Origin of the sequence: Chitinophaga sp. CCNWYY40, from assembly GCF_037483205.1 — a bacterium.
GTDB classification, from domain to species: Bacteria; Bacteroidota; Bacteroidia; order Chitinophagales; family Chitinophagaceae; genus Chitinophaga; species Chitinophaga ginsengisegetis.
The window spans coordinates 303237-323628 of the sequence record NZ_JBBHLF010000008.1; the positions used below are offsets into that span (position 1 = coordinate 303237).

18 protein-coding genes are annotated in these 20392 nt (G+C 44.8%); 10 read left to right on the forward strand and 8 right to left on the reverse strand.

The window, feature by feature from the left end; all coding sequences use genetic code 11:
• The first annotated feature begins 14 nt into the window (after window positions 1-14).
• The gene (gene carA / locus V7S65_RS29120) at window positions 15-1127 is read left to right on the forward strand and encodes a glutamine-hydrolyzing carbamoyl-phosphate synthase small subunit (protein WP_079470747.1); all 1113 of its coding nucleotides are present in this window, start codon (window positions 15-17) and stop codon (window positions 1125-1127) included.
• A 701-nt stretch (window positions 1128-1828) separates the two neighbouring features.
• Here carA and V7S65_RS29125 read toward each other — a convergent pair.
• Window positions 1829-3028 (reverse strand): pyridoxal phosphate-dependent aminotransferase, encoded by a 1200-nt coding sequence (locus tag V7S65_RS29125; RefSeq protein ID WP_336389104.1) that lies wholly within the window; start codon window positions 3026-3028, stop codon window positions 1829-1831.
• A gap of 105 nt (window positions 3029-3133) precedes the next feature.
• Window positions 3134-3538, reverse strand: coding sequence for a DUF1573 domain-containing protein (locus tag V7S65_RS29130; protein WP_079471001.1), 405 nt, complete (start codon window positions 3536-3538; stop codon window positions 3134-3136).
• Window positions 3539-3762: 224 nt separating this feature from the next.
• Here V7S65_RS29130 and V7S65_RS29135 point away from each other — a divergent pair, with 224 nt between their 5' ends.
• From V7S65_RS29135 to V7S65_RS29145, 3 genes are all read left to right on the forward strand, one after another.
• Complete coding sequence (locus V7S65_RS29135) at window positions 3763-6141, forward strand: alpha-ketoacid dehydrogenase subunit alpha/beta (protein ID WP_235015949.1); 2379 nt, start codon at window positions 3763-3765, stop codon at window positions 6139-6141.
• Window positions 6142-6392: 251 nt separating this feature from the next.
• A complete protein-coding gene (locus V7S65_RS29140; protein ID WP_336389103.1) occupies window positions 6393-7349 on the forward strand; it encodes a D-2-hydroxyacid dehydrogenase in 957 nt (318 codons plus the stop codon).
• A 240-nt stretch (window positions 7350-7589) separates the two neighbouring features.
• Complete coding sequence (locus V7S65_RS29145) at window positions 7590-8312, forward strand: response regulator transcription factor (RefSeq protein ID WP_079470743.1); 723 nt, start codon at window positions 7590-7592, stop codon at window positions 8310-8312.
• A gap of 89 nt (window positions 8313-8401) precedes the next feature.
• Here V7S65_RS29145 and V7S65_RS29150 read toward each other — a convergent pair whose 3' ends face one another.
• Both V7S65_RS29150 and V7S65_RS29155 read right to left on the reverse strand, forming a co-directional pair.
• Window positions 8402-9112, reverse strand: coding sequence for a YebC/PmpR family DNA-binding transcriptional regulator (locus V7S65_RS29150; RefSeq protein ID WP_079470742.1), 711 nt, complete (start codon window positions 9110-9112; stop codon window positions 8402-8404).
• A 174-nt stretch (window positions 9113-9286) separates the two neighbouring features.
• Window positions 9287-10783 (reverse strand): amino acid permease, encoded by a 1497-nt coding sequence (locus tag V7S65_RS29155; RefSeq protein WP_079470741.1) that lies wholly within the window; start codon window positions 10781-10783, stop codon window positions 9287-9289.
• A 197-nt stretch (window positions 10784-10980) separates the two neighbouring features.
• On the opposite strand from V7S65_RS29155, the gene V7S65_RS29160 reads away from it, so the two are divergent.
• The 3 genes from V7S65_RS29160 (at window position 10981) to V7S65_RS29170 (ending at window position 14324) form a co-directional block, all read left to right on the forward strand.
• Window positions 10981-12261, forward strand: a complete 1281-nt coding sequence (locus tag V7S65_RS29160; protein WP_111577869.1) for a dicarboxylate/amino acid:cation symporter — start codon at window positions 10981-10983, stop codon at window positions 12259-12261.
• A gap of 66 nt (window positions 12262-12327) precedes the next feature.
• Window positions 12328-13011 carry a DedA family protein gene (locus V7S65_RS29165; protein ID WP_079470739.1) on the forward strand — a complete coding sequence of 228 codons (684 nt, stop codon included), beginning with the start codon at window positions 12328-12330 and terminating at the stop codon, window positions 13009-13011.
• A 77-nt stretch (window positions 13012-13088) separates the two neighbouring features.
• A complete protein-coding gene (locus tag V7S65_RS29170) occupies window positions 13089-14324 on the forward strand; it encodes an MFS transporter (RefSeq protein WP_336389102.1) in 1236 nt (411 codons plus the stop codon).
• Here the strand turns inward: V7S65_RS29170 and V7S65_RS29175 are convergent, their stop codons facing one another.
• The 3 genes from V7S65_RS29175 to V7S65_RS29185 form a co-directional block, all read right to left on the reverse strand.
• Window positions 14325-14786 (reverse strand): MarR family winged helix-turn-helix transcriptional regulator, encoded by a 462-nt coding sequence (locus V7S65_RS29175; protein ID WP_079470737.1) that lies wholly within the window; start codon window positions 14784-14786, stop codon window positions 14325-14327.
• A gap of 210 nt (window positions 14787-14996) precedes the next feature.
• Window positions 14997-15938, reverse strand: a complete 942-nt coding sequence (mdh, locus tag V7S65_RS29180) for a malate dehydrogenase (protein ID WP_079470736.1) — start codon at window positions 15936-15938, stop codon at window positions 14997-14999.
• 98 nt (window positions 15939-16036) lie between these two features.
• Entirely contained in the window at window positions 16037-16540 is a 504-nt protein-coding gene (locus tag V7S65_RS29185; RefSeq protein ID WP_079470735.1) for a peroxiredoxin family protein, read from the reverse strand.
• Between the two features lie 189 nt (window positions 16541-16729).
• Here V7S65_RS29185 and efp point away from each other — a divergent pair, with 189 nt between their 5' ends.
• From efp to accC, 3 genes are all read left to right on the forward strand, one after another.
• Window positions 16730-17296: an elongation factor P gene (efp, locus tag V7S65_RS29190; RefSeq protein ID WP_079470734.1), complete on the forward strand. Its 567-nt coding sequence runs from the start codon at window positions 16730-16732 to the stop codon at window positions 17294-17296.
• Window positions 17297-17428: 132 nt separating this feature from the next.
• The gene (gene accB / locus V7S65_RS29195) at window positions 17429-17908 is read left to right on the forward strand and encodes an acetyl-CoA carboxylase biotin carboxyl carrier protein (RefSeq protein ID WP_079470733.1); all 480 of its coding nucleotides are present in this window, start codon (window positions 17429-17431) and stop codon (window positions 17906-17908) included.
• Window positions 17909-18021: 113 nt separating this feature from the next.
• Window positions 18022-19359 carry an acetyl-CoA carboxylase biotin carboxylase subunit gene (accC, locus tag V7S65_RS29200; protein ID WP_336389101.1) on the forward strand — a complete coding sequence of 446 codons (1338 nt, stop codon included), beginning with the start codon at window positions 18022-18024 and terminating at the stop codon, window positions 19357-19359.
• Between the two features lie 82 nt (window positions 19360-19441).
• On the opposite strand, the gene V7S65_RS29205 is transcribed toward accC, so the two are convergent.
• Window positions 19442-20260, reverse strand: coding sequence for a hypothetical protein (locus V7S65_RS29205; protein WP_336389100.1), 819 nt, complete (start codon window positions 20258-20260; stop codon window positions 19442-19444).
• Window positions 20261-20392: the final 132 nt, after the last annotated feature.

Consider the following 20392-nt stretch of genomic DNA (forward strand, 5'->3'; position numbering starts at 1 on the left):
GACAGATACCAGAAATGCCTCAGACAAGAACCATCCAACCTGCCATACTGCTGTTAGAAGACGGTACGGTTTTTCAGGGAAAAGCTTTTGGGAAAATTGGCACAGCCGCCGGTGAATTAGCTTTCAATACCGGTATGACGGGTTACCAGGAAGTGTTTACGGACCCTTCTTATAAAGGACAGGTACTTATAATGAACAACTGCTACATCGGGAACTACGGTACCAAAAAGGACGACGTAGAGAGCAGCAGTGTGAAGATCAATGGTTTGATCGCTAAAAATATCGCGTACAACTATTCCAGGAAAATGGCCGACGAGTCACTGGAAACGTTCCTGACCGATAATAACCTGGTAGCCATTTATGACGTAGATACCCGCGCGCTCGTTTCCCACATCCGCAGCAAAGGTGCTATGAACTGCATTATTTCTTCTTCTATCCTGGACCTGGATCAGCTGAAAGCTGAACTGGCAAAGGTTCCGTCCATGGAAGGACTGGCCCTCTGCAAAGAAGTGACCACTCCGGAAATTTACAACGTAGGCGATCCTGCTGCAGAGATCCGTATTGCGGTGCTCGACAACGGCGTGAAAAGAAATATGCTGAAATGCCTGTCCGATAAAGGCGCTTACCTGCAGGTATTCCCAACCGATACCACTTTCGAAGCTTGCGAGGAATTTAAACCGCATGCCTACTTTATTTCCAACGGCCCCGGCGATCCGGCTCCGCTGACTTATGCCGTAGACACTGTGAAAAAGATCCTGGCTGCAGAAAGACCTATGTTTGGAATCTGCCTCGGGCACCAGCTGCTGGCGCTCGCCAATGGTATTCCTACTTACAAGATGCACCACGGTCACCGCGGCTTAAATCACCCGGTAAAGAACCTGAAAACAGGCTTGTGCGAAATCACTACCCAGAACCACGGCTTTGCAGTAGATGCAAAAGCAGTAGCAGCCAGTGAAAATGTGGAAGTGACCCACGTAAACCTGAATGATCACTCTGTAGAAGGTATCCGTATCAAGAATAAACCTGCGTTCAGCGTACAGTATCACCCGGAATCAACACCTGGTCCGTTTGATAGCCGTTACCTGTTTGATGATTTCTTTGAGATGATCAAAGCGAACAAGGCATAACCGGAAAGAATTTACATACTAACAGCTAAGTGCTGGAAGACAATCTGCTTAAATGAAGACGGTCCCGAGGAATCGGGACCGTTGCATTTTAAAATTCCACGTTATGAAAACAAACGGATATTACCATTGCTAAGAGCGCCGGTAGCTCCGCCCGTTTTATTACATAACAATATTATAGAAAAAAGGTAAACGTGAGGGGGAATATTTTCAGAATCTTTGGGAGCTCAGCTGTTTTTTAGCTGTTAATAGTGGAAAAGGGGAGGGTTAGGACAAAAAAATACGGCTCTGTGATCAGAGCCGTTTGCCTTTATAAATTCCACGTTATGAAAAACTGATACAAAAATACGATATTTTGCTAAAACGTTTTAGTTAATCTTTGAGTTTTACAGAAGACTGATAAATCTTCTTCTTTTAATAATTCAAAGGTCGGACCAAATAAACGTTATAAGAAATAATGCAGGTTAAATTTTTCTTAAACAAGTTTAGATTTTGCAGTCCATCGTATCTGTAAATATTTTTATAATTAGATAATTTTTGTCGTTGTTGTTATTTCTACATCAAATATACGAAACAAAAGATGAAAATTCCAAGCATCTAGTGTTAAATAATTGCATTTTTCTTTAAAAATACATATATAGAATTTATTGTAATGTATTTAATGGCTCTCATCTCGGATTTTACACCTTGTTTTGACGCAAAAATTATTTGGAAATTTTTCCCGGATATACCTCCAATGCTTTTTCCAGGCAGACCATTGCATGACTAATGTCTGTTGTATTCAGTACATAAGCCAGTCGCACTTCATTTTTTCCCAACCCCGGGGTTGAATAAAAGCCTGTTGCCGGCGCCATCATAACTGTTTGCCCCTCGTAAGAGAAGGATTCCAGGACCCACTGGCAGAATTTATCCGAATCATCGATGGGCAGCCTGGCCATTGCATAGAAGGCGCCACCTGGATTTGGACAAAACACGCCCGGGATGTCGTTTAACATCTTTACCAGGATATCCCGGCGGCTTAAATACTCTGCCTTGATACCATCAAAATAATCAGCAGGCAGATCCACTGCGGCTTCGCCGGCAATCTGCGCAAAGGTGGGAGGGCTCAGGCGGGCCTGGGCAAACTTCATAACAGCATCCAGTACCTGTTGGTTTTTAGTTACAAAGGCGCCAACGCGGCCTCCGCAGGCACTGTATCTTTTAGAAATGGTATCCATCAGGATCACATTGTTTTCCATTCCTTCCAGGTTCATAGCGGAGAAATGTTCGCCGGTATAGCAAAACTCCCGGTAAGCCTCATCAGAGAAGAGGAACAGGTTGTATTTCAGGCAAAGCTGTTTCAACACTTCCATCTCTTCTTTACTGTAAAGATAACCGGTGGGGTTATTGGGATTACAGATCATGATGGCTTTGGTGCGTGGGGTAATTGCTTTTTCAAAATCGGCCATTGCGGGTAAAGCGAAGCCGGTTTCAATACTGGAGGTAATGGTTTTGATCTTTATTTCCGCTTCTACGGCAAAACCATTGTAGTTGGCATAAAAAGGTTCCGGAACAATCACCTCGTCTCCCGGATCCAGGCAGGCCATGAAGGCAAATATGATAGCTTCTGAACCACCGGTGGTAACAATGATCTGGTTGTGGTTCACTGCAATGTTGAACCGGTCGTAATAAGTGACCAGTTTACGGCGGTAACTTTCAAAACCTGCGCTGTGGCTGTACTCGAGGATCTTGAATTCTGAATGGCGTACCGCATCCAGTACGGGTTTTGGTGTTTCGATGTCCGGTTGCCCGATGTTCAGGTGGTATACTTTCACCCCTTTTTTCTTGGCTGCTTCGGCGAATGGTACAAGCTTTCTGATGGGAGAAGATGGCATTTGCTCACCTCTCTGGCTAATGGTAGGCATAAAATTGTTTTGACTTTTGCATTGCAAAGATAGGGGATAGGATGGGCAACAAAAAAACCTTACAGCATGTGCTGTAAGGTCTTAGTATGTTTTAAAGTGTGGTAGTTACTTGTTGTTGGAACCAACTGTACCTGTTAAGTGCAGTTCCTTGTCCTGATCCACGCCTCTGAACTTTACCCAGATGGTTTTATTCTGCTGACCTAAACCGTTTGCGCTGTAGCTCGCGGTTACTTTACCTTTTTTACCAGGTAAAATAGGTTCCTGCGTCCATTTAGGGGTAGTGCAGCCGCAACTTGCACGGGCAGCTTCAATCAACACCGGTTCTTTGGAAATGTTAGTAAATTCAAAATCAACAGTAACTGGCTTGTTTAATTCAGTTTTACCAAAATCAACAGTTTCTTTGGCAAATTTTACTTTTGTATCTGCCGGATTCTGTGCTGGAGCGGTCTGGGCCCACAGCGCTGTAGTCAGCAGCATGCTCGCAAACAGGGATAAGATAAATTTTTTCATTTTCATATGATGGTTTTAAAGCGACCGGTTAAAAAATATTGATATCTTTCTTGGTTAGAACAAATTTACAGCCAAAAAGCATTATAAACCTTATAATTTATTAAAATCTTATTAAAAAAAATCAGATTATTTTAAATGAAAGATTCACAGCATTTTTCAACTGTATAATTAACCTTACTTTTGTACTTTAACCATGAGGCATGATAGAAAATAACGAACTAGCTATGAATTTAGAAAGCCGGTTATCATTCGAAGAGTTCCGTAAGGAGGTGCTTAATGATTACAGGTTGGCCTGCGAAAGCAGGGAAGTTAGTCTGCTGGCCCGTAAGGAAGTGCTTACAGGTAAGGCAAAGTTTGGCATTTTTGGAGATGGAAAAGAAGTGGCGCAGATAGCAATGTCAAAATACTTTCAGCCAGGGGACTTCCGTTCCGGTTATTACCGCGACCAAACTGTTGCATTTGCCACTGGTATCGCCACTCCCGAACAATTCTTTTCGCAGTTATATGCAGATCCCGACCTGGAAAATGACCCTTTTTCAGGCGGCCGGCAGATGAACTCCCATTATGCCACCCCGAATCTTGATCAGGATGGCAACTGGCTCAATCTGACGCAGATGAAAAACTCTGCTGCCGACATGGCGCCTACAGCCGGGCAAATGCCCCGCGCACTGGGCCTTGCCTATGCCTCTAAAATGTTTCGTGAGGTAGAAGCCTTGCATTCATATAAAAATCTTTCCAACAACGGTAACGAAATCTGTTTCGCTACTATCGGTGACGCCTCTACGTCGGAAGGCCATTTCTGGGAAACCATGAATGCCGCCGGTGTTTTACAGGTGCCACTCGCCGTATTTGTATGGGACGATGGTTACGGTATTTCCGTACCCCGCAAATATCAAACTACCAAAGGCTCAATCAGCGCCGCACTGGAAGGCTTCCGCAAAACGGAAGAATCCAACGGCTTTGATATATATAATGTAAAAGGCTGGGATTATGCCGGCATGTGCGAAGTGTTTGAAGCGGCTATCCGCAAGATCCGCGAAACGCACATTCCTGCACTGTTTCATGTGGAAGAAATCACCCAGCCCCAGGGCCACTCTACCAGTGGTTCACACGAACGGTACAAAAGCAAGGAACGTCTTTCCTGGGAACGGGAATTCGACTGCAATGTGAAGATGCGTTCCTGGATTATCGAAAATGCTTTATGCGAAGAGGAAACCCTGCGCGCTGTTGAAGCAGAAGCAAAAGTAAAAGCACAGAACGCCCGCAAAGCTGCCTGGGAAAAATATATCACACCAATCAAAGAACAGGTGCAGTCATTTACTGCCCTGGCAGCACCGGTAGCCGCTATTGAAGGCGCCGATGCAAACATGATCAACACGTTCATCCGCGACCTGCAGAATAACCGCGAGCCGCTCCGCCGCGATATCCTGAAGGCAAGCGCCATGATCCTCCTGAAACACCGGCACCTGAAATCAGATGCCGCCATACAGGCATTGCAGCAATATTATGATACTTACCTGGCCGGTGAAAAAGAAGTGTATAATACACTGCTCCACGCCACTGGTGTGAACTCTGCCCTGAATGTACCGGTAGTACCGGCTGCATACGAAGCAGACAGCATCACCGTAAACGGCTATGAAATACTGAATAAATATTTTGATCAGCTGTTTACCAACAACGACCGCGTATTTGCTTTCGGAGAAGATGTAGGGAAGATTGGCGACGTGAACCAGGGCTTTGCCGGACTGCAACAGAAACATGGTAAAGTACGTATAGCCGATACCGGTATCCGTGAACTGACCATCATGGGACAGGGAATAGGACTGGCATTGCGCGGTCTGCGCCCCATTGCTGAAATCCAGTATCTCGACTACCTCCTGTACGGCCTGCAGCCACTCAGCGATGACGTGGCTTCCCTGCAATACCGCACCAAAGGAATTATGCACTGCCCGCTGATAGTACGTACCCGCGGCCATCGCCTGGAAGGCATCTGGCACAGCGGCTCCCCAATGGGCATGATCATCAATTCCCTGCGCGGCATGCACGTGTGTGTGCCACGTAACATGGTTCAGGCAGCAGGAATGTATAACACATTGTTACAGGCCAACGAACCGGCCCTGGTGATAGAATCTTTAAACGGTTACCGTCTGAAAGAAAAATTACCGGCCAACCTGGAAACCTATACCGTACCATTGGGCATACCGGAAATACTGCATGAAGGAACAGATGTAACCATCGTTACCTATGGTTCTATGACGCGTATTGTGGAAGAAGCAATGGTGACACTGGCGGAAACAGGAATCTCCTGTGAGCTGATCGATGTGCAGACTTTACTGCCATTCGACATCCATCATAGTATTGTGGAATCATTACAGAAAACCAACCGCATCCTCTTTATAGATGAAGATGTACCTGGTGGCGGAACTGCTTATATGTTCCAGCAGGTAATTGAAAAACAAGGCGGCTACCGCTGGCTGGATGTATCGCCCCGCACAATGAGTGCGCAGGCCCATCGCCCGGCTTATGGCTCCGACGGGGATTATTTCTCCAAGCCCAATACAGAAGATGTAGTAAAAGTAATTATGGAGATGATGCAGGAATAGCTGCACTTTCAAATCATACTAAAGCCGGTTACCTTAACAGGAGCCGGCTTTTCTTTTAATTGGCGAAGCCACCATAACAGCATTTATCTGCTGATATGGTGGCTTCTTAAATTAAGCAGTTTGCAGGCTTAGAGGTATTTTGCTATTATGGCGCAGCAAAGGTGAGATGATTTTTTGGATGCAGAAAGAGATGGAAATGGAGTTAATGATTATTTCATGTATGATGTATCTTGTTTGATAAAACGAAGACCATGAAAAATATTGTAGTACTCGACGGGCATACATTAAACCCCGGCGACCTCGACTGGAGCGGGTTACAGGCATTGGGCAACGTAACATTATACGATCGTACACCCGAAAAGGAAGTAGCCGCCAGATCAAAGAATGCACATATCATCTTAACCAATAAAGCCATCGTAAGCGGGGAAACTATTCAGCAGTTGCCACAACTGGAATATATAGGCGTAACGGCTACAGGGTTTAACATAGTGGATATACAGGCAGCAAGAAGCCGTCATATTCCGGTAACGAATGTACCGGCATACAGCACTACCTCTGTTGCGCAGCTGACTTTTGCGCTGATCCTTGAATTATGTCATCATACCGGTTTGCATGCTGCAAGTGTGCGGGCAGGGGAGTGGAGCAGCAGTATTGATTTCAGTTATTGGAAAACGCCGCTCACAGAACTGGCGGGCAACACGCTGGGTATAGTTGGACTGGGGCAGATAGGACAGGCGGTGGCCCGTATTGCCCTGGCGTTTGGGATGAAAGTGATAGCCCATCATAAACACCCCGACAGGGATGCCATGCCCGGCGTTACTTTTGTGGACCTGGCTACCTGCTTCCGGGAGGCAGATATTATATCGTTGCATTGCCCGCTGAATCCGGCCAATAAAGAGTTTGTGAACGCCGCCCTGCTGGCCACGATGAAAAAAAATGCCTTCCTGGTAAATACCAGTCGCGGCCCGTTGATCCGGGAGGCTGATCTGGCGGAGGCCCTGGAGAAAGGAATTATTGCCGGCGCCGCGCTGGATGTATTATCTACGGAGCCGCCACCGGCAGGAAATCCTTTGATCACCGCACCTAATACCATTATTACACCACATATTGCCTGGGCTACCCAGGCCGCCCGGAAACGGTTGATGCATACAGCGGTGGAAAACATAAAAGCCTTCCTGGAAGGAAATCCTAAAAATATTATCAATTAGGATTACCCGTTAAGCGAATAAACAGGTTATAGTAAGTAGAAGTGCAAAACAGAAAATAGTAGTCTTTGGGGTATACCGCGTAACTGAATGGTTGAAATGAATGATGCCTTCAGAAGTGAATAGGATGGATGACCGGGGTTATGATTATGTTATTTATTTTTGGATAAAGGTACCTACTACACTTATTTAAAGGTACGTCTGCAACTAAAATCTATTTATTTCGCTTAAAACCAACGTTACATGCAATCAAGCATTCTTTTGGTAGAGGACGATGTATTTTTTGCCAAAGTGGTAAAAAGACACCTGGAGCGCGCCGGTTACAACGTAAACTTCTGCGAGAACGGCCAGGAAGGTTGGGAAAAATTCCAGAAACATGTATTTGACCTGTGCATACTGGATGTGGTAATGCCTAAAAAAGACGGGTTTGCCCTTGCAGGAGACATCCGGTCGATGGATGAAAACATCCCCATCATTTTTACTTCGTCCCGTTATATGGAACAGGACAGGCTGCAGGGATTTGAAGCCGGCGCGGATGACTATATCACCAAGCCCTTCAATATGCAGGAAATGATCTGCCGTGTGGAAGTATACCTGAAACGCAGCCGGCTACTGAAAAGTGAGCGCCGCGTAGTATACACCATCAGTAACCTGATCTTCGATTATTCACAATATCATATCCGGCACAAAAATGCCGACTCCCATGTTCGTATGGCCCCAAAAGAAGCGGAGTTGCTTCGCTTTCTATGCGAGAATTCTAATAAAAAACTGAAGAAAGATGATATCCTGTCCGTTATCTGGGGACAGGAAGATTTTTTCGCTTCACGTGTGATGGACGTTTATCTGACCCGTCTTCGTAAACACATTGCGCAAGACCCTGCCGTAAGACTTGAAACCTACCACGGTAAGGGACTCATGTTCATCGCAGATGACCTGGGACGCACACACACCATCGCTAAAGTTTAGCTGTTTTTTGGTTTTAGAAAGTTAACCGTATCCAATGGAAAACGTCCGCTGTAATGGCGGACGTTTCCTTTTTTATATGGAGTAATATCCTATTTCAGATTGTAGAAAACCTGCTGTACATCTTCATCCTGCTCCAAACGATCCACCAGTTCCAGTACTTCTTTTGCCTGCTCATCATTCAGTTCAACAGTGGTGGTTGGGATACGCTTCAGCTCAGAGCTGATCACTTCCAGTCCTTTTTCTTCCAGCGCTTTGGCCATGTTGCCAAATTCGGTAAATGCAGCACGGATAATGATGTTGCCTTCACTATCTTCTCCCACTTCTTCCAAACCAAAATCAATCAGTTCCAGTTCCAGTTCTTCCAGATCCTGGCCGGCATTCTTTATTTTGAATTCACCTACGCGGTTAAATAAAAATCCAACAGATCCGCTATTACCTAAGCTGCCACCACCTTTGGTGAAGTGCATACGCAGATTGGCTACAGTACGGGTAGTATTATCAGTAGCGGTGTCAATGATCACTGCCACGCCGTGAGGAGCATAGCCTTCATACACAACTTCTTCATAATCAGTTTTGTCTTTACCCATAGCACGCTTGATAGCTGCGTCTACACGGTCTTTAGGCATGTTAACACTCTTTGCATTGAGAATGCAGCGGCGGAGTGCGGGGTTGTTATCCGGATCAGGACCAGACGCCTTTACGGCGATGGCTATTTCCTTACCTATTCTTGAAAATGCTTTCGCCATCTTATCCCAGCGGGCAAACATGGTCGATTTTCTTACTTCAAATATTCTTCCCATTGGAGTGGATATATTTATTATGACTTTTAAAAACAGAACGCAAAAATAAGGATTTTCAGGTACCAGAATAGCGGCTTCCCCTGATTTTAACTAAAGCGGAGAACAAAACAAGGGTAAACCCCTTTGTTCTGTTCTCCGCTTCATATGATATCCGGAAGTATTAATCTTCCTAAACTATTTCAATAATTTACGGGCCTTACTGTGTTTTACACTATAGCCGAAGTAAACAACAAAGCCAATCCCCAGCCATACAAACAAACGCGCCCAGTTTTCTATACCGAGGCTAATGATCATGGTAAGGCAGAAAGCCGCTCCCAGCAAAGGAACAAACGGCACCCACGGCGTTTTAAAGGCGCGCGGTATTTCCGGGTTGGTTTTACGCATTACAATAATACCAATACACACCAGCACAAAGGCAAACAGGGTACCTATACTGGTCATATCACCTACCACATTGTCCGGAATGAACGCAGCAAACAGGGATACGAAAACGAAGAACATCCACTGTGAACGGTAAGGAGTACGGTATTTAGGATGCAGTTTGGCAAATACAGCTGGTACCAGTCCATCGTTACTCATAGAGTAAAATACCCTTGTCTGACCCAGCAACATCACCAGGATAACGGAGGAGAACCCCGCCAGGATAGCCACGGTGATGAAAGTAGACAACCAGGAGTAACCAGGCATATAAGTATCAATAGCGTAAGCTACAGACGCTTCACCACCTGCTTTCAGGAAGTCGGTGAAAGGCGCGATACCGGTAAGCACAAAAGAAAACAGGATATACAATAAGGTACAAACTGCCAGTGACACGAGGATACCAATCGGCATATTCTTTTTAGGATTCTTGGTTTCCTGTGCAGCAGTAGATACCGCATCAAAACCAATGAAAGCAAAGAATACTACCCCGGCCCCCCTGAGCACCCCGGCCCAGCCATGATTCCAGAAGTTGGAATAATCCACGATCTGACCATTGTGCATTTTTACTGTACCGGCATCTGCAGGAATGGTAAAAGGCGTATGGTTAGCAGGGTTGATAAATTTCCATCCCAGGAAGATGAATAACAGTACGATCGCCACTTTGGTGATAACGATGATGTTATTCACAATGGCAGAACCCTGTGTTCCCCTGATCAGCAGCATCGTGAGCGCCAGCAGGATGAACAGGGATGGAACGTTCATGATACCCTGTACACCGGCATCAGACGTTTCAAAAGGACTGTGACACCACTGGTACGGTATCGTGACGTGAAAGACATTGGTAAGCAACTTGTTGAGATACTGCGACCAGCCAATAGCTACGGTAGCCGCTCCCAGCGCATATTCCAGCACAAGGTCCCAACCAATGATCCAGGCAATAAATTCTCCCAGTGTAGCATAGGAATAAGTATAGGCGCTTCCGGCAATAGGAATCATGGAAGCAAATTCTGCGTAGCATAAACCAGCCAGCGCACAACCTATAGCAGCAATAATGAAGGAAATGGTGACAGCAGGTCCGGCATGTTGACCGGCAGCTGCAGCTGTTCTTACAAAGAGGCCGGCGCCAATAATAGCGCCAATACCTAATGCTATAAGAGAACCTGCACCAAGCGTCCTTTTCAGACCCTTTTCAGATTCTCCAGCTTCGGCCAATAAAACAGACAGTTGTTTTTTAGCAAAGAGTTTGCTCATACGCAGTCGTATTGTGGTTGATGTTTTAAGGTAGTTTAGTTGTTGTTGTATTCTGTTGATCGCCAAATATAATATCTAAAATCAAAAACAGATAGTTTTATTTTACCTGCTAAAGCGCATGTTTAGCTGCTTAACCTTATTTTTGGGAAATTTTCCGGTTACAACTTTTAATTATACAAGATAAATTCTGGCTACGCATGAAGAAATCATCGAATCTGCTTACTTTATATATATTCATTGCTATGGTAATCGGAATAGGCACAGGTTATGGTGTTTTCCTTACCTATGGTAATGCTCCTGTTACAACAGGCGCCAAAGACACACCGCAGATCTTCGCTGATAATATCTCCATTCTTACAGATATCTTCCTCCGTCTTGTTAAAATGATCATTGCCCCGCTGGTATTCTCCACCCTCGTGGTGGGAGTGGCCAAGCTGGGCGACATAAAAGCCGTTGGCCGTATCGGCGGAAAAACGATGCTGTGGTTTATCAGTGCAACCTTTGTATCATTGTTTCTCGGCCTGGTATTGGTTAACCTGCTCAAACCAGGATTATCACTGGCGTTGCCCCTGCCTGATGAACATGCCTCTTCCGGCATTGCCAAGGCGGATATGACCCTGAAAGGATTTTTCCGTCACGTAGTACCGGACAGCGTAGTAGATGCAATGGCGCATAATGAAATACTACAGATCGTGGTATTTGCCATTTTCTTTGGCGTAGCAGCGGCAGCCATAGGTGAAAAAGCCAACCCGGTGGTAAAGCTGCTGGACAGTGTTGCCCACATCATGCTGAAAGTAACCGGTTTTGTAATGAACTTCGCCCCGTTCGCAGTATTTGGCGCTATGGCCGGTATCATCGCCCTGAAAGGCCCTGTTGTACTGGTAACCTATGGTAAGTTTATTTTACAGTTTTATTTCGGACTCCTGTGTTTGTGGGTGGTTATTTCCCTGGTAGGTGGACTGATCCTGGGCAAACAGGTATTCAAACTCCTGGGAATGATCAAAGACCCGCTGTTACTGGCTTTTGGCACAGCCAGCAGTGAAGCGGCCTATCCACGCACAATGGAAGAGCTGGAAAAATTTGGCTGCGACAGCCGCATTGTCAGCTTTGTATTACCCCTGGGCTACTCCTTTAACCTGGATGGATCCATGATGTACATGACCTTTGCCAGCTTATTTATTGCCCAGGCATATGGTATGCACCTGAGCATCGACCAGCAGATTACTATGTTGCTGGTATTAATGATTACCAGTAAAGGTATTGCGGGCGTACCCCGCGCTTCCCTGGTAGTAATTGCCGGCACACTGTCGATGTTCAAGATCCCTGAAGCCGGCCTGATATTGCTGCTGGGGGTGGATCATTTGCTGGACATGGGTCGTTCTGCTACAAATGTTATCGGAAATGCAATGGCTACTGCCGTGGTTTCCAAATGGGAAAACAAGCTTACGCCGCCAACAGAAGATATTGCCAAAGCCTAACTTAACAAATGCGTAACAGTTTATTGATTATTTTACCACTTCAGAAATAGAAATAGCGTATTTAGCATGGACCAGATTATTGAGTTTTTTAAACACCTCATTAATCCCTCGTGGATTATTGAACATGGTGGCCTTTACCTGTTACTGGCAATTATATTTGCAGAAACAGGTCTTTTCATTGGATTCTTCTTGCCGGGGGATTCCCTGCTCTTTGTAGCGGGTATCTACAGCGAAGACCTTTGCCGCAGCTTCTTTGATCTTCCATTTGTGGTGATTATGTTCCTGATTGCCACCGCAGGTGTGCTCGGAAATATGGTTGGCTTCTGGTTTGGTAAAAAATCCGGACCTATTTTATTTAAGAAGAAGGATACTTTCTTTTTCAGAAAGAAACACCTGCACCAGGCCCATGAGTTTTTTGTGAAGTATGGCGGCGGCGCTATCTTCTTTGCCCGCTTCCTGCCTATCATCCGTACTTTTGCGCCTATAGTGGCGGGTATGGTTGGCATGGACGGTAAGAAATTTATGTTCTTTAATATTATCGGCTCCTTTGCATGGGTATTTTCCATGATGCTGGCGGGCCACTACCTGGATAGAGCTTTTCCTAATCTGAAAAATCACCTGGAACTGATCATCCTGGTAATAGTAGTAATCACTACCTTACCGGTACTTATTAAAGTAATATTTGGTAAAGCAAAACCGCAGCATGCACACACACCTGCTGAAACAGAAAAAACTGATTCTCCATTATAATTTTTTATATCTTTAAAAGGGCCTTTAAATGAGGCCCTTTTTTTTATTCCCGTTATTATCGTCAACCAAATTAAAAGATGAAAGCCGACAACCGTCCCGTCTCCATTTTCAATATTGCCGTTATAGTGGCATCGCTGGGCTATTTCGTGGATATTTACGATCTCCTGCTATTTACAATTGTAAGGGTTCCGAGTTTGAAATCACTGGGATTACCCGATAGTGAAATTGATGCCGGCGCCGGTCTGCTGCTGATTAATATCCAGATGGTGGGATTACTCATCGGGGGTATTTTCTGGGGTATTATCGGAGATAAAAAAGGAAGGCTGAGCGTATTGTTCGGTTCTATCCTCATTTATTCTGTTGCCAATATTGCCAATGGTTTTGTGCAGGGCATCAACGGATACGTGTTGTGGCGCTTTGTGGCCGGCTTCGGGCTGGCAGGAGAGCTGGGCGCAGGCATCACGCTGGTGTCGGAAATACTGCCGAAGGAGAAGCGGGGCTATGGTACCATGATTGTAGCTACCGTAGGGGTTTCCGGCGCAGTGGCAGCCAACCTCATCGCCAAACTGGTGGGCGACTGGCGCATCTGTTATTTCATAGGAGGCGGTCTGGGACTGGCATTGCTGGTGCTGCGGGTAAGCGTTATGGAATCGCATTTGTTTAATGCAGTAAAGTCGTCTGCCGCTTCCAGGGGAAGTTTTATGGCATTGTTCACCAACCGCGAACGGTTTATCAAATACCTGAAATGTATGTTGCTGGGTACTCCTACCTGGTTTGTGGTGGGCATCCTTATTGCTTTCTCCAACAAGTTTGCCGCTATGATGAACGTAAAAGGCGCCATCAGTCCTGGCGACGCGATAGCGTTTTGTTACGCCGGGCTGGTAGTGGGCGATTTCGCCTCCGGTTTAATCAGCCAGTTATGGAGAAGCCGCCGGAAGGTGATGCTGTTATTCCTCGCTTTAACCGGGATAATGGTAGCAGTATATTTAAACCTGCATGGTGTGGAAACATGGGTGTTTTATACCGTATGTTGTATACTCGGCTTCAGCGTGGGGTTCTGGGCAATTTTTGTGACGATTGCAGCCGAAAGCTTTGGTACCAATCTGCGGGCTACCGTGGCTACTACTGTTCCTAACTTTGCAAGGGGAATGCTACCGTTGATCTCTATCTTATTTATACAAGTACAGAAATATTTTACTTTCCTTCAAAGCGGGGCTATTGTGGCGGTGGTTTGTATTGGCGTTGCGTTGATTACAGCCTGGAAGGTGGAAGAAACGTTTGGCAAAGATCTTAACTACCTGGAAGAGATTTAATTAATGATAGCTGTCCAGCATTTTATCCAGTAATTTATTCAGCTGGATAACTTCTTTCTCGTTTAACGACTGGAGGGTGTTATCCAGTTGCCTGATTTCGTTATCGATTAACTTCAGCAGCTGCAGGCCCTTGTCGTTGATACGGACATCTACTGCGCGCCTGTCCATTTCACTGTTCTTACGTTCCACCAGGTCTGCTTTGCGGAGCCTTTCTACCAGGCGGGATACGTCGCTCATTTTATCGAGCATTCTTTCCTTTAAGATGTTGATGCTGGCGGCCTGGGGATGTTGCCCCCGAAGAATCCGCAGGATATTAAACTGCTGCATGGTGATACCATAGCGTTTAAAAAATTGCTGATGACGGGACGTTATCCAGTTCCCGATGAAAATCAGGCTTATCAGACCTCGTTGATTTTCGTTTTCAAATGTTTTTTGCGTAATCAGTTTTTCCAGGTTAGACATATATTCAGAGTTAAACCAAATTTTATGAAACTATTTAGAACTGCTTCATTTAGACTGCTTTAGCCGACTTCAGGATCAGGGTAAAATTACGAATAAATGCGGATTTATATTCAGCAGGAGAGATTTTAAAAAGATGTGGGGAGAAGAAAGCGACGTATTGCTTTCATCTCCCCAAAATTTTTTTAAAGAATAAAGTCAGTGGAATTCTGATCAGGCAGTAGCGGATTGCATTTTATCCAATACGTCCATCACTTCTTTTACATGTTGTGCAGAGGTATTCAGTAATTCTTTTTCGGCAGGATTGAGTTGTAGTTCGATGATTTTCTCGATTCCTTTTTTGCCCAATACTACGGGTACGCCCAGGTAAATATCTTTCAGTCCGTACTGGCCGGTAAGCCACGCGCAAACGGGGAAAATGCGTTTTTCATCTTTTACAATGGCTTCCACCATCTGTGCAGCTGCGGCGCCGGGAGCATACCATGCAGAAGTACCGAGGAGGTTTACGATTTCACCGCCACCTACTTTTGTGCGCTGGATAATAGCTTCCAGTTTTTCGTTGGATACCAGTTCTGTTACGGGAATACCGCCAACAGTGGTATAACGGGGCAAAGGAACCATTGTATCGCCATGACCACCCATCAGGATCGCCTGGATGTCTTTTGGTGAGCAGCCTATTTCATCGGCCAGGAAAGCGCGGTAACGGGCAGTATCCAGGATGCCTGCCATGCCAAATACCTTGCTGCTGTCTTTCTTTGCGGTGAGGTAGCTGCAATAGGTCATTACATCCAGCGGGTTGCTTACAATAATAATGATGGCATCCGGAGAATGTTTTGTAATATTTTCGGTAACCGATTTCACAATATTGGCATTGGTAGAAATCAGGTCATCCCTGCTCATACCGGGTTTACGGGGAAGCCCGGAAGTGATTACCACTACATCGCTGTTCGCGGTTTTGGTGTAGTCGTTGGTTACCCCTGTAATTTTGGTGCTGTAATAATCAATGGGAGCCTGCTGCCATGTGTCCAGCGCCTTACCTTCAGCCGTTCCTTCTTTAATATCCAATAAAACCACCTCCTGCAGAAAATCTTTGTGGGCCAGTACATTGGCACACGTTGCGCCTACATTCCCGGCTCCTACTACTGTAACTTTCATTTTGTCTTTAGCTTTAAAAGTGAAGAATGAATGTGATTAAACAAATGTAATGATTCGGCCTTACAATAATCCGCTGGCGGCTACATTTTCACAAAGCATTATTTGTTGAGGTAAAGTAGCAACGAATCGAGCTTTACTGTTCCCTCAAAACCTTTTACAAACTGTTGTTTCTTATTATATATATACAAGCCAGGGAAATAATGGAGGTCATAAAAGTACATGATCTGCCGGGAAGGTTCACTGGCCATGATGATGTTGGGATAGTTCTGGATTTTGTAATGGTCGTAATATTCCTTCATTTGTTCCACTCTGAAGGGAGTGACCATCACAATCTGTGTTTTTTTGAACTTGTCAATATTTTTCAACATTTCCTCGGTGAGGTGTTTGCAGTGATCACAATCTACACTGAATACAAAGAGCATGGTTTTCTCATTTTTCTTCAGGTCATTTTTGGTAATAGTGTGGCCATCAACAAGGCTTAGCGGAAAGGCAGGTATAATCGGGTATTGTAAATAAGGTGCTTTGGTGCTGGAATTAGCAGGCGTTTGGGCCATCAAAAACACGGGTAAACAGCTTAAAATAACGAAAAACACGTAGCGCATACTTATAAAAGTTTCTTGATTTGAGTTTAAAATTACCGGATAAATGTCATTATTTGAATAAAAAAGCCGAAAATTGAGCCGAAAAGGGACTAATCTCTCTAATTTTGGGAATTAGTTGCTTGTTCATATGCGAAAATTTTTACTTTTGCAATCCGTATAAATTTTTAACTTAAAATCAGTAACCTATTTATGGCTACCACCGCAGATATCAGAACAGGATTAATTATCAAGCTGGACAACAGCTTGTATTCTGTTGTAGAGTTTGGTCAGAACAAAACCGCCCGTGCAGCCGCAAAGGTTTGGGCTAAATTGAAGGGCGTTGACAATAGCCGTTCCATTGAGCACACCTGGAACTCAGGTGATACTATCTTTCCGATCCGTATTGAGAAGAAACCTTTTCAGTATTTATATAAAGATGATACCGGCTACAACTTCATGGACAATGAAACATTTGAGCAGATCGCTATGCCGGAAACAGCTATCGATGCACCTCAGTTCCTGAAAGAAGGACAGGAAGTAAGTGTACAGATCAATACAGAAACCGATCAGTACATGGCTGTTGAATTACCTGATAAAATTGTAGTACTGGTAACTTATTCTGAACCCGGAGTGAAAGGTGATACGGCTACCCGTACCCTGAAGCCAGCTACTGTTGAAACCGGCGCCACTGTTATGGTTCCACTGTTTGTAGACGAGGGAGAACTGATCCGTGTGAACACCAAAAATGGTGAATACATCGAAAGAGTAAAAGCATAAGCATTTCTGAAATACTGGTTTTCGGAGAAAAGGAATTTTGTTTCTGAGAGATATCTTTCTGAAACAAAGTTCCTGAATGCGTGAAATAGTATTTGTCATATTCTATATATTTCTAAACCAAAAACTGTCTACATGGACTTTAAACAGATTCAGGAACTGGTAAAAATGATCAACAAATCAAATATCAGTGAACTGAGCATTGAACAGGACAAGTTTAAGATTACAATAAAGCAGAAGGATAATGAAGTTCAGCAGGTAATCACTGTTCCTGCAACTATGGCACCCGTACAGGCAGTAGCCGCTGTAACTCCTGCAGCAGCTCCGGCCACCGCAGCACCAGCCGCTGCACCTGCTGCACCTGCCAAAGCAGATAACCTGGTAACCATCAAATCTCCCATGATTGGTACCTTCTACCGCAGCGCCGGTCCGGATAAAGCACCATTCGTAAATGTTGGTGACGAAGTAACTTCCGGTAAAGTGGTATGCATCATCGAAGCAATGAAGTTATTCAACGAAATAGAGAGTGAAGTAAGTGGGAAAATCGTGAAAGTACTGGTAGATGACGCTTCTCCGGTAGAATATGATCAACCTTTATTTTTAGTTGAACCATAATAATAGCCTTTACCCGTTAGCCTTTAGTTTTCAGACTTACCAATGGTAGTGCGCTGATCGCTAAAGGCTAACAGCTAAAAGCTAACAGCTATTATTAACTTATAAGGAAAACAATGTTCAAAAAAATATTGATTGCCAACCGTGGTGAAATTGCCCTTCGGATTATCCGTACCTGTAAGGAAATGGGTATTAAGACGGTGGCAGTTTATTCAACAGCGGATAAAGACAGTCTGCATGTGAAATTTGCCGATGAAGCAGTATGCATAGGCAAGCCACAAAGCTCAGAGTCTTATCTGAACATCCCTCACCTGATGGCAGCTGCAGAAATCACCAATGCAGATGCGATCCACCCCGGATATGGCTTCCTGGCAGAAAATGCCCGCTTCGCTGAAATCTGCGGTGAACACGGTATTAAGTTCATCGGCCCCACTCCGGAAATGATCCGCAGAATGGGAGATAAGATGACTGCCAAAGAAACCATGATTGCTGCCGGTGTACCGGTTATTCCAGGTTCTGAAGGTTTGCTCCAGAGCGTGGAAGAGGCGAAAGCTATCGCTAAAAGCATGGGCCTTCCGGTAATCATCAAAGCTACTGCCGGTGGCGGTGGTAAAGGTATGCGTGTGGTATGGGAAGAAAGTGAGCTGGAAACAGCCTACAACATGGCTAAAAATGAAGCCCGTGCATCCTTCAGCAATGATGGTATCTACATGGAGAAATTCGTGGAAGAACCCCATCATATTGAAATCCAGGTAGCGGGCGATCAATACGGTAAAGTATGTCACCTCAGCGAAAGGGATTGCTCTATCCAGCGTCGTCACCAGAAGCTGGTAGAAGAATCACCTTCTCCGTTCATGACGCCTGAACTGCGTGAGAAAATGGGAGATGCTGCTATCAGGGCCGCCAGCGCTATCAATTATGAAAGCGTAGGTACCATTGAATTCCTGGTAGACAAGCACCGCAATTTCTACTTCATGGAAATGAACACACGTATCCAGGTAGAACACGGGGTTACAGAAGAAGTGATCAACTTCGACCTGGTAAAAGAGCAGATCAAGATTGCTGCAGGTATTCCTATCTCCGGAAAAAATTATACGCCACAGATGCACGCCATCGAGTGCCGTATCAATGCGGAAGATCCTTACAACGATTTCCGTCCGTCTCCGGGTAAAATTACAACCCTGCATATTCCCGGTGGTCATGGTGTGAGAGTGGATTCACACATCTATGCCGGTTATGTAATTCCGCCGTACTATGATTCTATGGTGGCGAAAATTATCACCATGGCGCAAACCCGTGAGGAAGCGATCAACACAATGGAACGCGCCCTCAGTGAGTTTGTGATTGAAGGGGTAAAAACAACGATTCCTTTCCACCAGCAGCTGATGCGCGATGAAAACTTCCGTAAAGGTAACTTTACCACCAAGTTTACAGAAACGTTTAAGCTGGTATAACGGTAACGGATATATTATTTTGAAAAGTCCTCCTGATCAGGAGGACTTTTTTTATGCTTTTTACATCCGCAGAAAGTATGGCTTACTTATATTCATAAGCGATTTCAAGACTACTGAAAGAGTTTAACAGGAATACAATTTCACTCAATTTGGCTCCAGTATTAATATGTACCGGCAGTCCGTAATTATTGTATGAATCAGCTATAAACGCATTGTTTCTGCTGTAATCAATATCTATCAGTTGCCAAACCGGATGCAGCTGATGAGGGTTTACTTTATTGTCGTACACTGGAAATGCATCAGAGGAGGAGATGCTGTTGTCAGAATATTTTATGACAGAATTAATCTTATATGCGTTGCCGGACGAATTGTAAAAGAATGTAGTGGTACGCATTTCGGTATAAGAGGTGCCAGGGAAGCGTTCTTCTGTTACCTGGGTAATTCTGTCCTGATTATCATATACGTATTTTTTGACCGAGAATAAAAGATGGAAATCAATCAGTGTGAGGGTATTTCTGTCGTAGTAGCCGAATTCAAAAGTACTGTCCGAAATCACTCTTTTTTTTTGGTCACATAAATACTTGTGCGCCAGTTCGTAGGCAGGATTACCGTCGTAATAGGCGCCTATCAGAATCCTGAGCCTGTACTGGTCGTCATATCCAAATAAGTACTGGGGATAACCGGTACTGATGTGTTGACCGGCAATCTGGATGGGATAATGTTTGGAGTTGTAGCTGACCCGGATGGTATCCGGCCCGCGGAATGGGATCTCTCCCATTAATTGGGCAACTTGGTAATGTTTCTGACCGGGGATAATAATCGGGGGCTTTACACAATTGCTGAGCAGCATTGTAAATAGCAAGGCGATGGCACCAGGTGCCGGATGGTAACACTTTTTCATGTTGGGGATCTTTTTGGATTAAGAAAAACTCGCTATTGAGGTGTATCTGGAAGTAGGAAGGATGTAAAAATTTTTGGTACAGCGAAGATAAGGAATTAGTTGTATCCGGCTGCCGGATGTTATTAAGCTGAC

What these genes read in the sequence shown, in the direction of transcription:
- V7S65_RS29160 (WP_111577869.1), top strand. Translation starts at nt 10,981, where the DNA reads ATGAAGAAATCATCGAATCTGCTTACTTTATATATATTCATTGCTATG.
- mdh (WP_079470736.1), bottom strand. Translation starts at nt 15,938, where the DNA reads ATGAAAGTTACAGTAGTAGGAGCCGGGAATGTAGGCGCAACGTGTGCC.
- efp (WP_079470734.1), top strand. Translation starts at nt 16,730, where the DNA reads ATGGCTACCACCGCAGATATCAGAACAGGATTAATTATCAAGCTGGAC.
- V7S65_RS29125 (WP_336389104.1), bottom strand. Translation starts at nt 3,028, where the DNA reads ATGCCTACCATTAGCCAGAGAGGTGAGCAAATGCCATCTTCTCCCATC.
- V7S65_RS29135 (WP_235015949.1), top strand. Translation starts at nt 3,763, where the DNA reads ATGAATTTAGAAAGCCGGTTATCATTCGAAGAGTTCCGTAAGGAGGTG.
- accB (WP_079470733.1), top strand. Translation starts at nt 17,429, where the DNA reads ATGGACTTTAAACAGATTCAGGAACTGGTAAAAATGATCAACAAATCA.
- V7S65_RS29150 (WP_079470742.1), bottom strand. Translation starts at nt 9,112, where the DNA reads ATGGGAAGAATATTTGAAGTAAGAAAATCGACCATGTTTGCCCGCTGG.
- V7S65_RS29185 (WP_079470735.1), bottom strand. Translation starts at nt 16,540, where the DNA reads ATGCGCTACGTGTTTTTCGTTATTTTAAGCTGTTTACCCGTGTTTTTG.
- V7S65_RS29175 (WP_079470737.1), bottom strand. Translation starts at nt 14,786, where the DNA reads ATGTCTAACCTGGAAAAACTGATTACGCAAAAAACATTTGAAAACGAA.
- carA (WP_079470747.1), top strand. Translation starts at nt 15, where the DNA reads ATGCCTCAGACAAGAACCATCCAACCTGCCATACTGCTGTTAGAAGAC.
- V7S65_RS29140 (WP_336389103.1), top strand. Translation starts at nt 6,393, where the DNA reads ATGAAAAATATTGTAGTACTCGACGGGCATACATTAAACCCCGGCGAC.
- accC (WP_336389101.1), top strand. Translation starts at nt 18,022, where the DNA reads ATGTTCAAAAAAATATTGATTGCCAACCGTGGTGAAATTGCCCTTCGG.
- V7S65_RS29205 (WP_336389100.1), bottom strand. Translation starts at nt 20,260, where the DNA reads ATGAAAAAGTGTTACCATCCGGCACCTGGTGCCATCGCCTTGCTATTT.
- V7S65_RS29170 (WP_336389102.1), top strand. Translation starts at nt 13,089, where the DNA reads ATGAAAGCCGACAACCGTCCCGTCTCCATTTTCAATATTGCCGTTATA.
- V7S65_RS29165 (WP_079470739.1), top strand. Translation starts at nt 12,328, where the DNA reads ATGGACCAGATTATTGAGTTTTTTAAACACCTCATTAATCCCTCGTGG.
- V7S65_RS29145 (WP_079470743.1), top strand. Translation starts at nt 7,590, where the DNA reads ATGCAATCAAGCATTCTTTTGGTAGAGGACGATGTATTTTTTGCCAAA.
- V7S65_RS29155 (WP_079470741.1), bottom strand. Translation starts at nt 10,783, where the DNA reads ATGAGCAAACTCTTTGCTAAAAAACAACTGTCTGTTTTATTGGCCGAA.
- V7S65_RS29130 (WP_079471001.1), bottom strand. Translation starts at nt 3,538, where the DNA reads ATGAAAAAATTTATCTTATCCCTGTTTGCGAGCATGCTGCTGACTACA.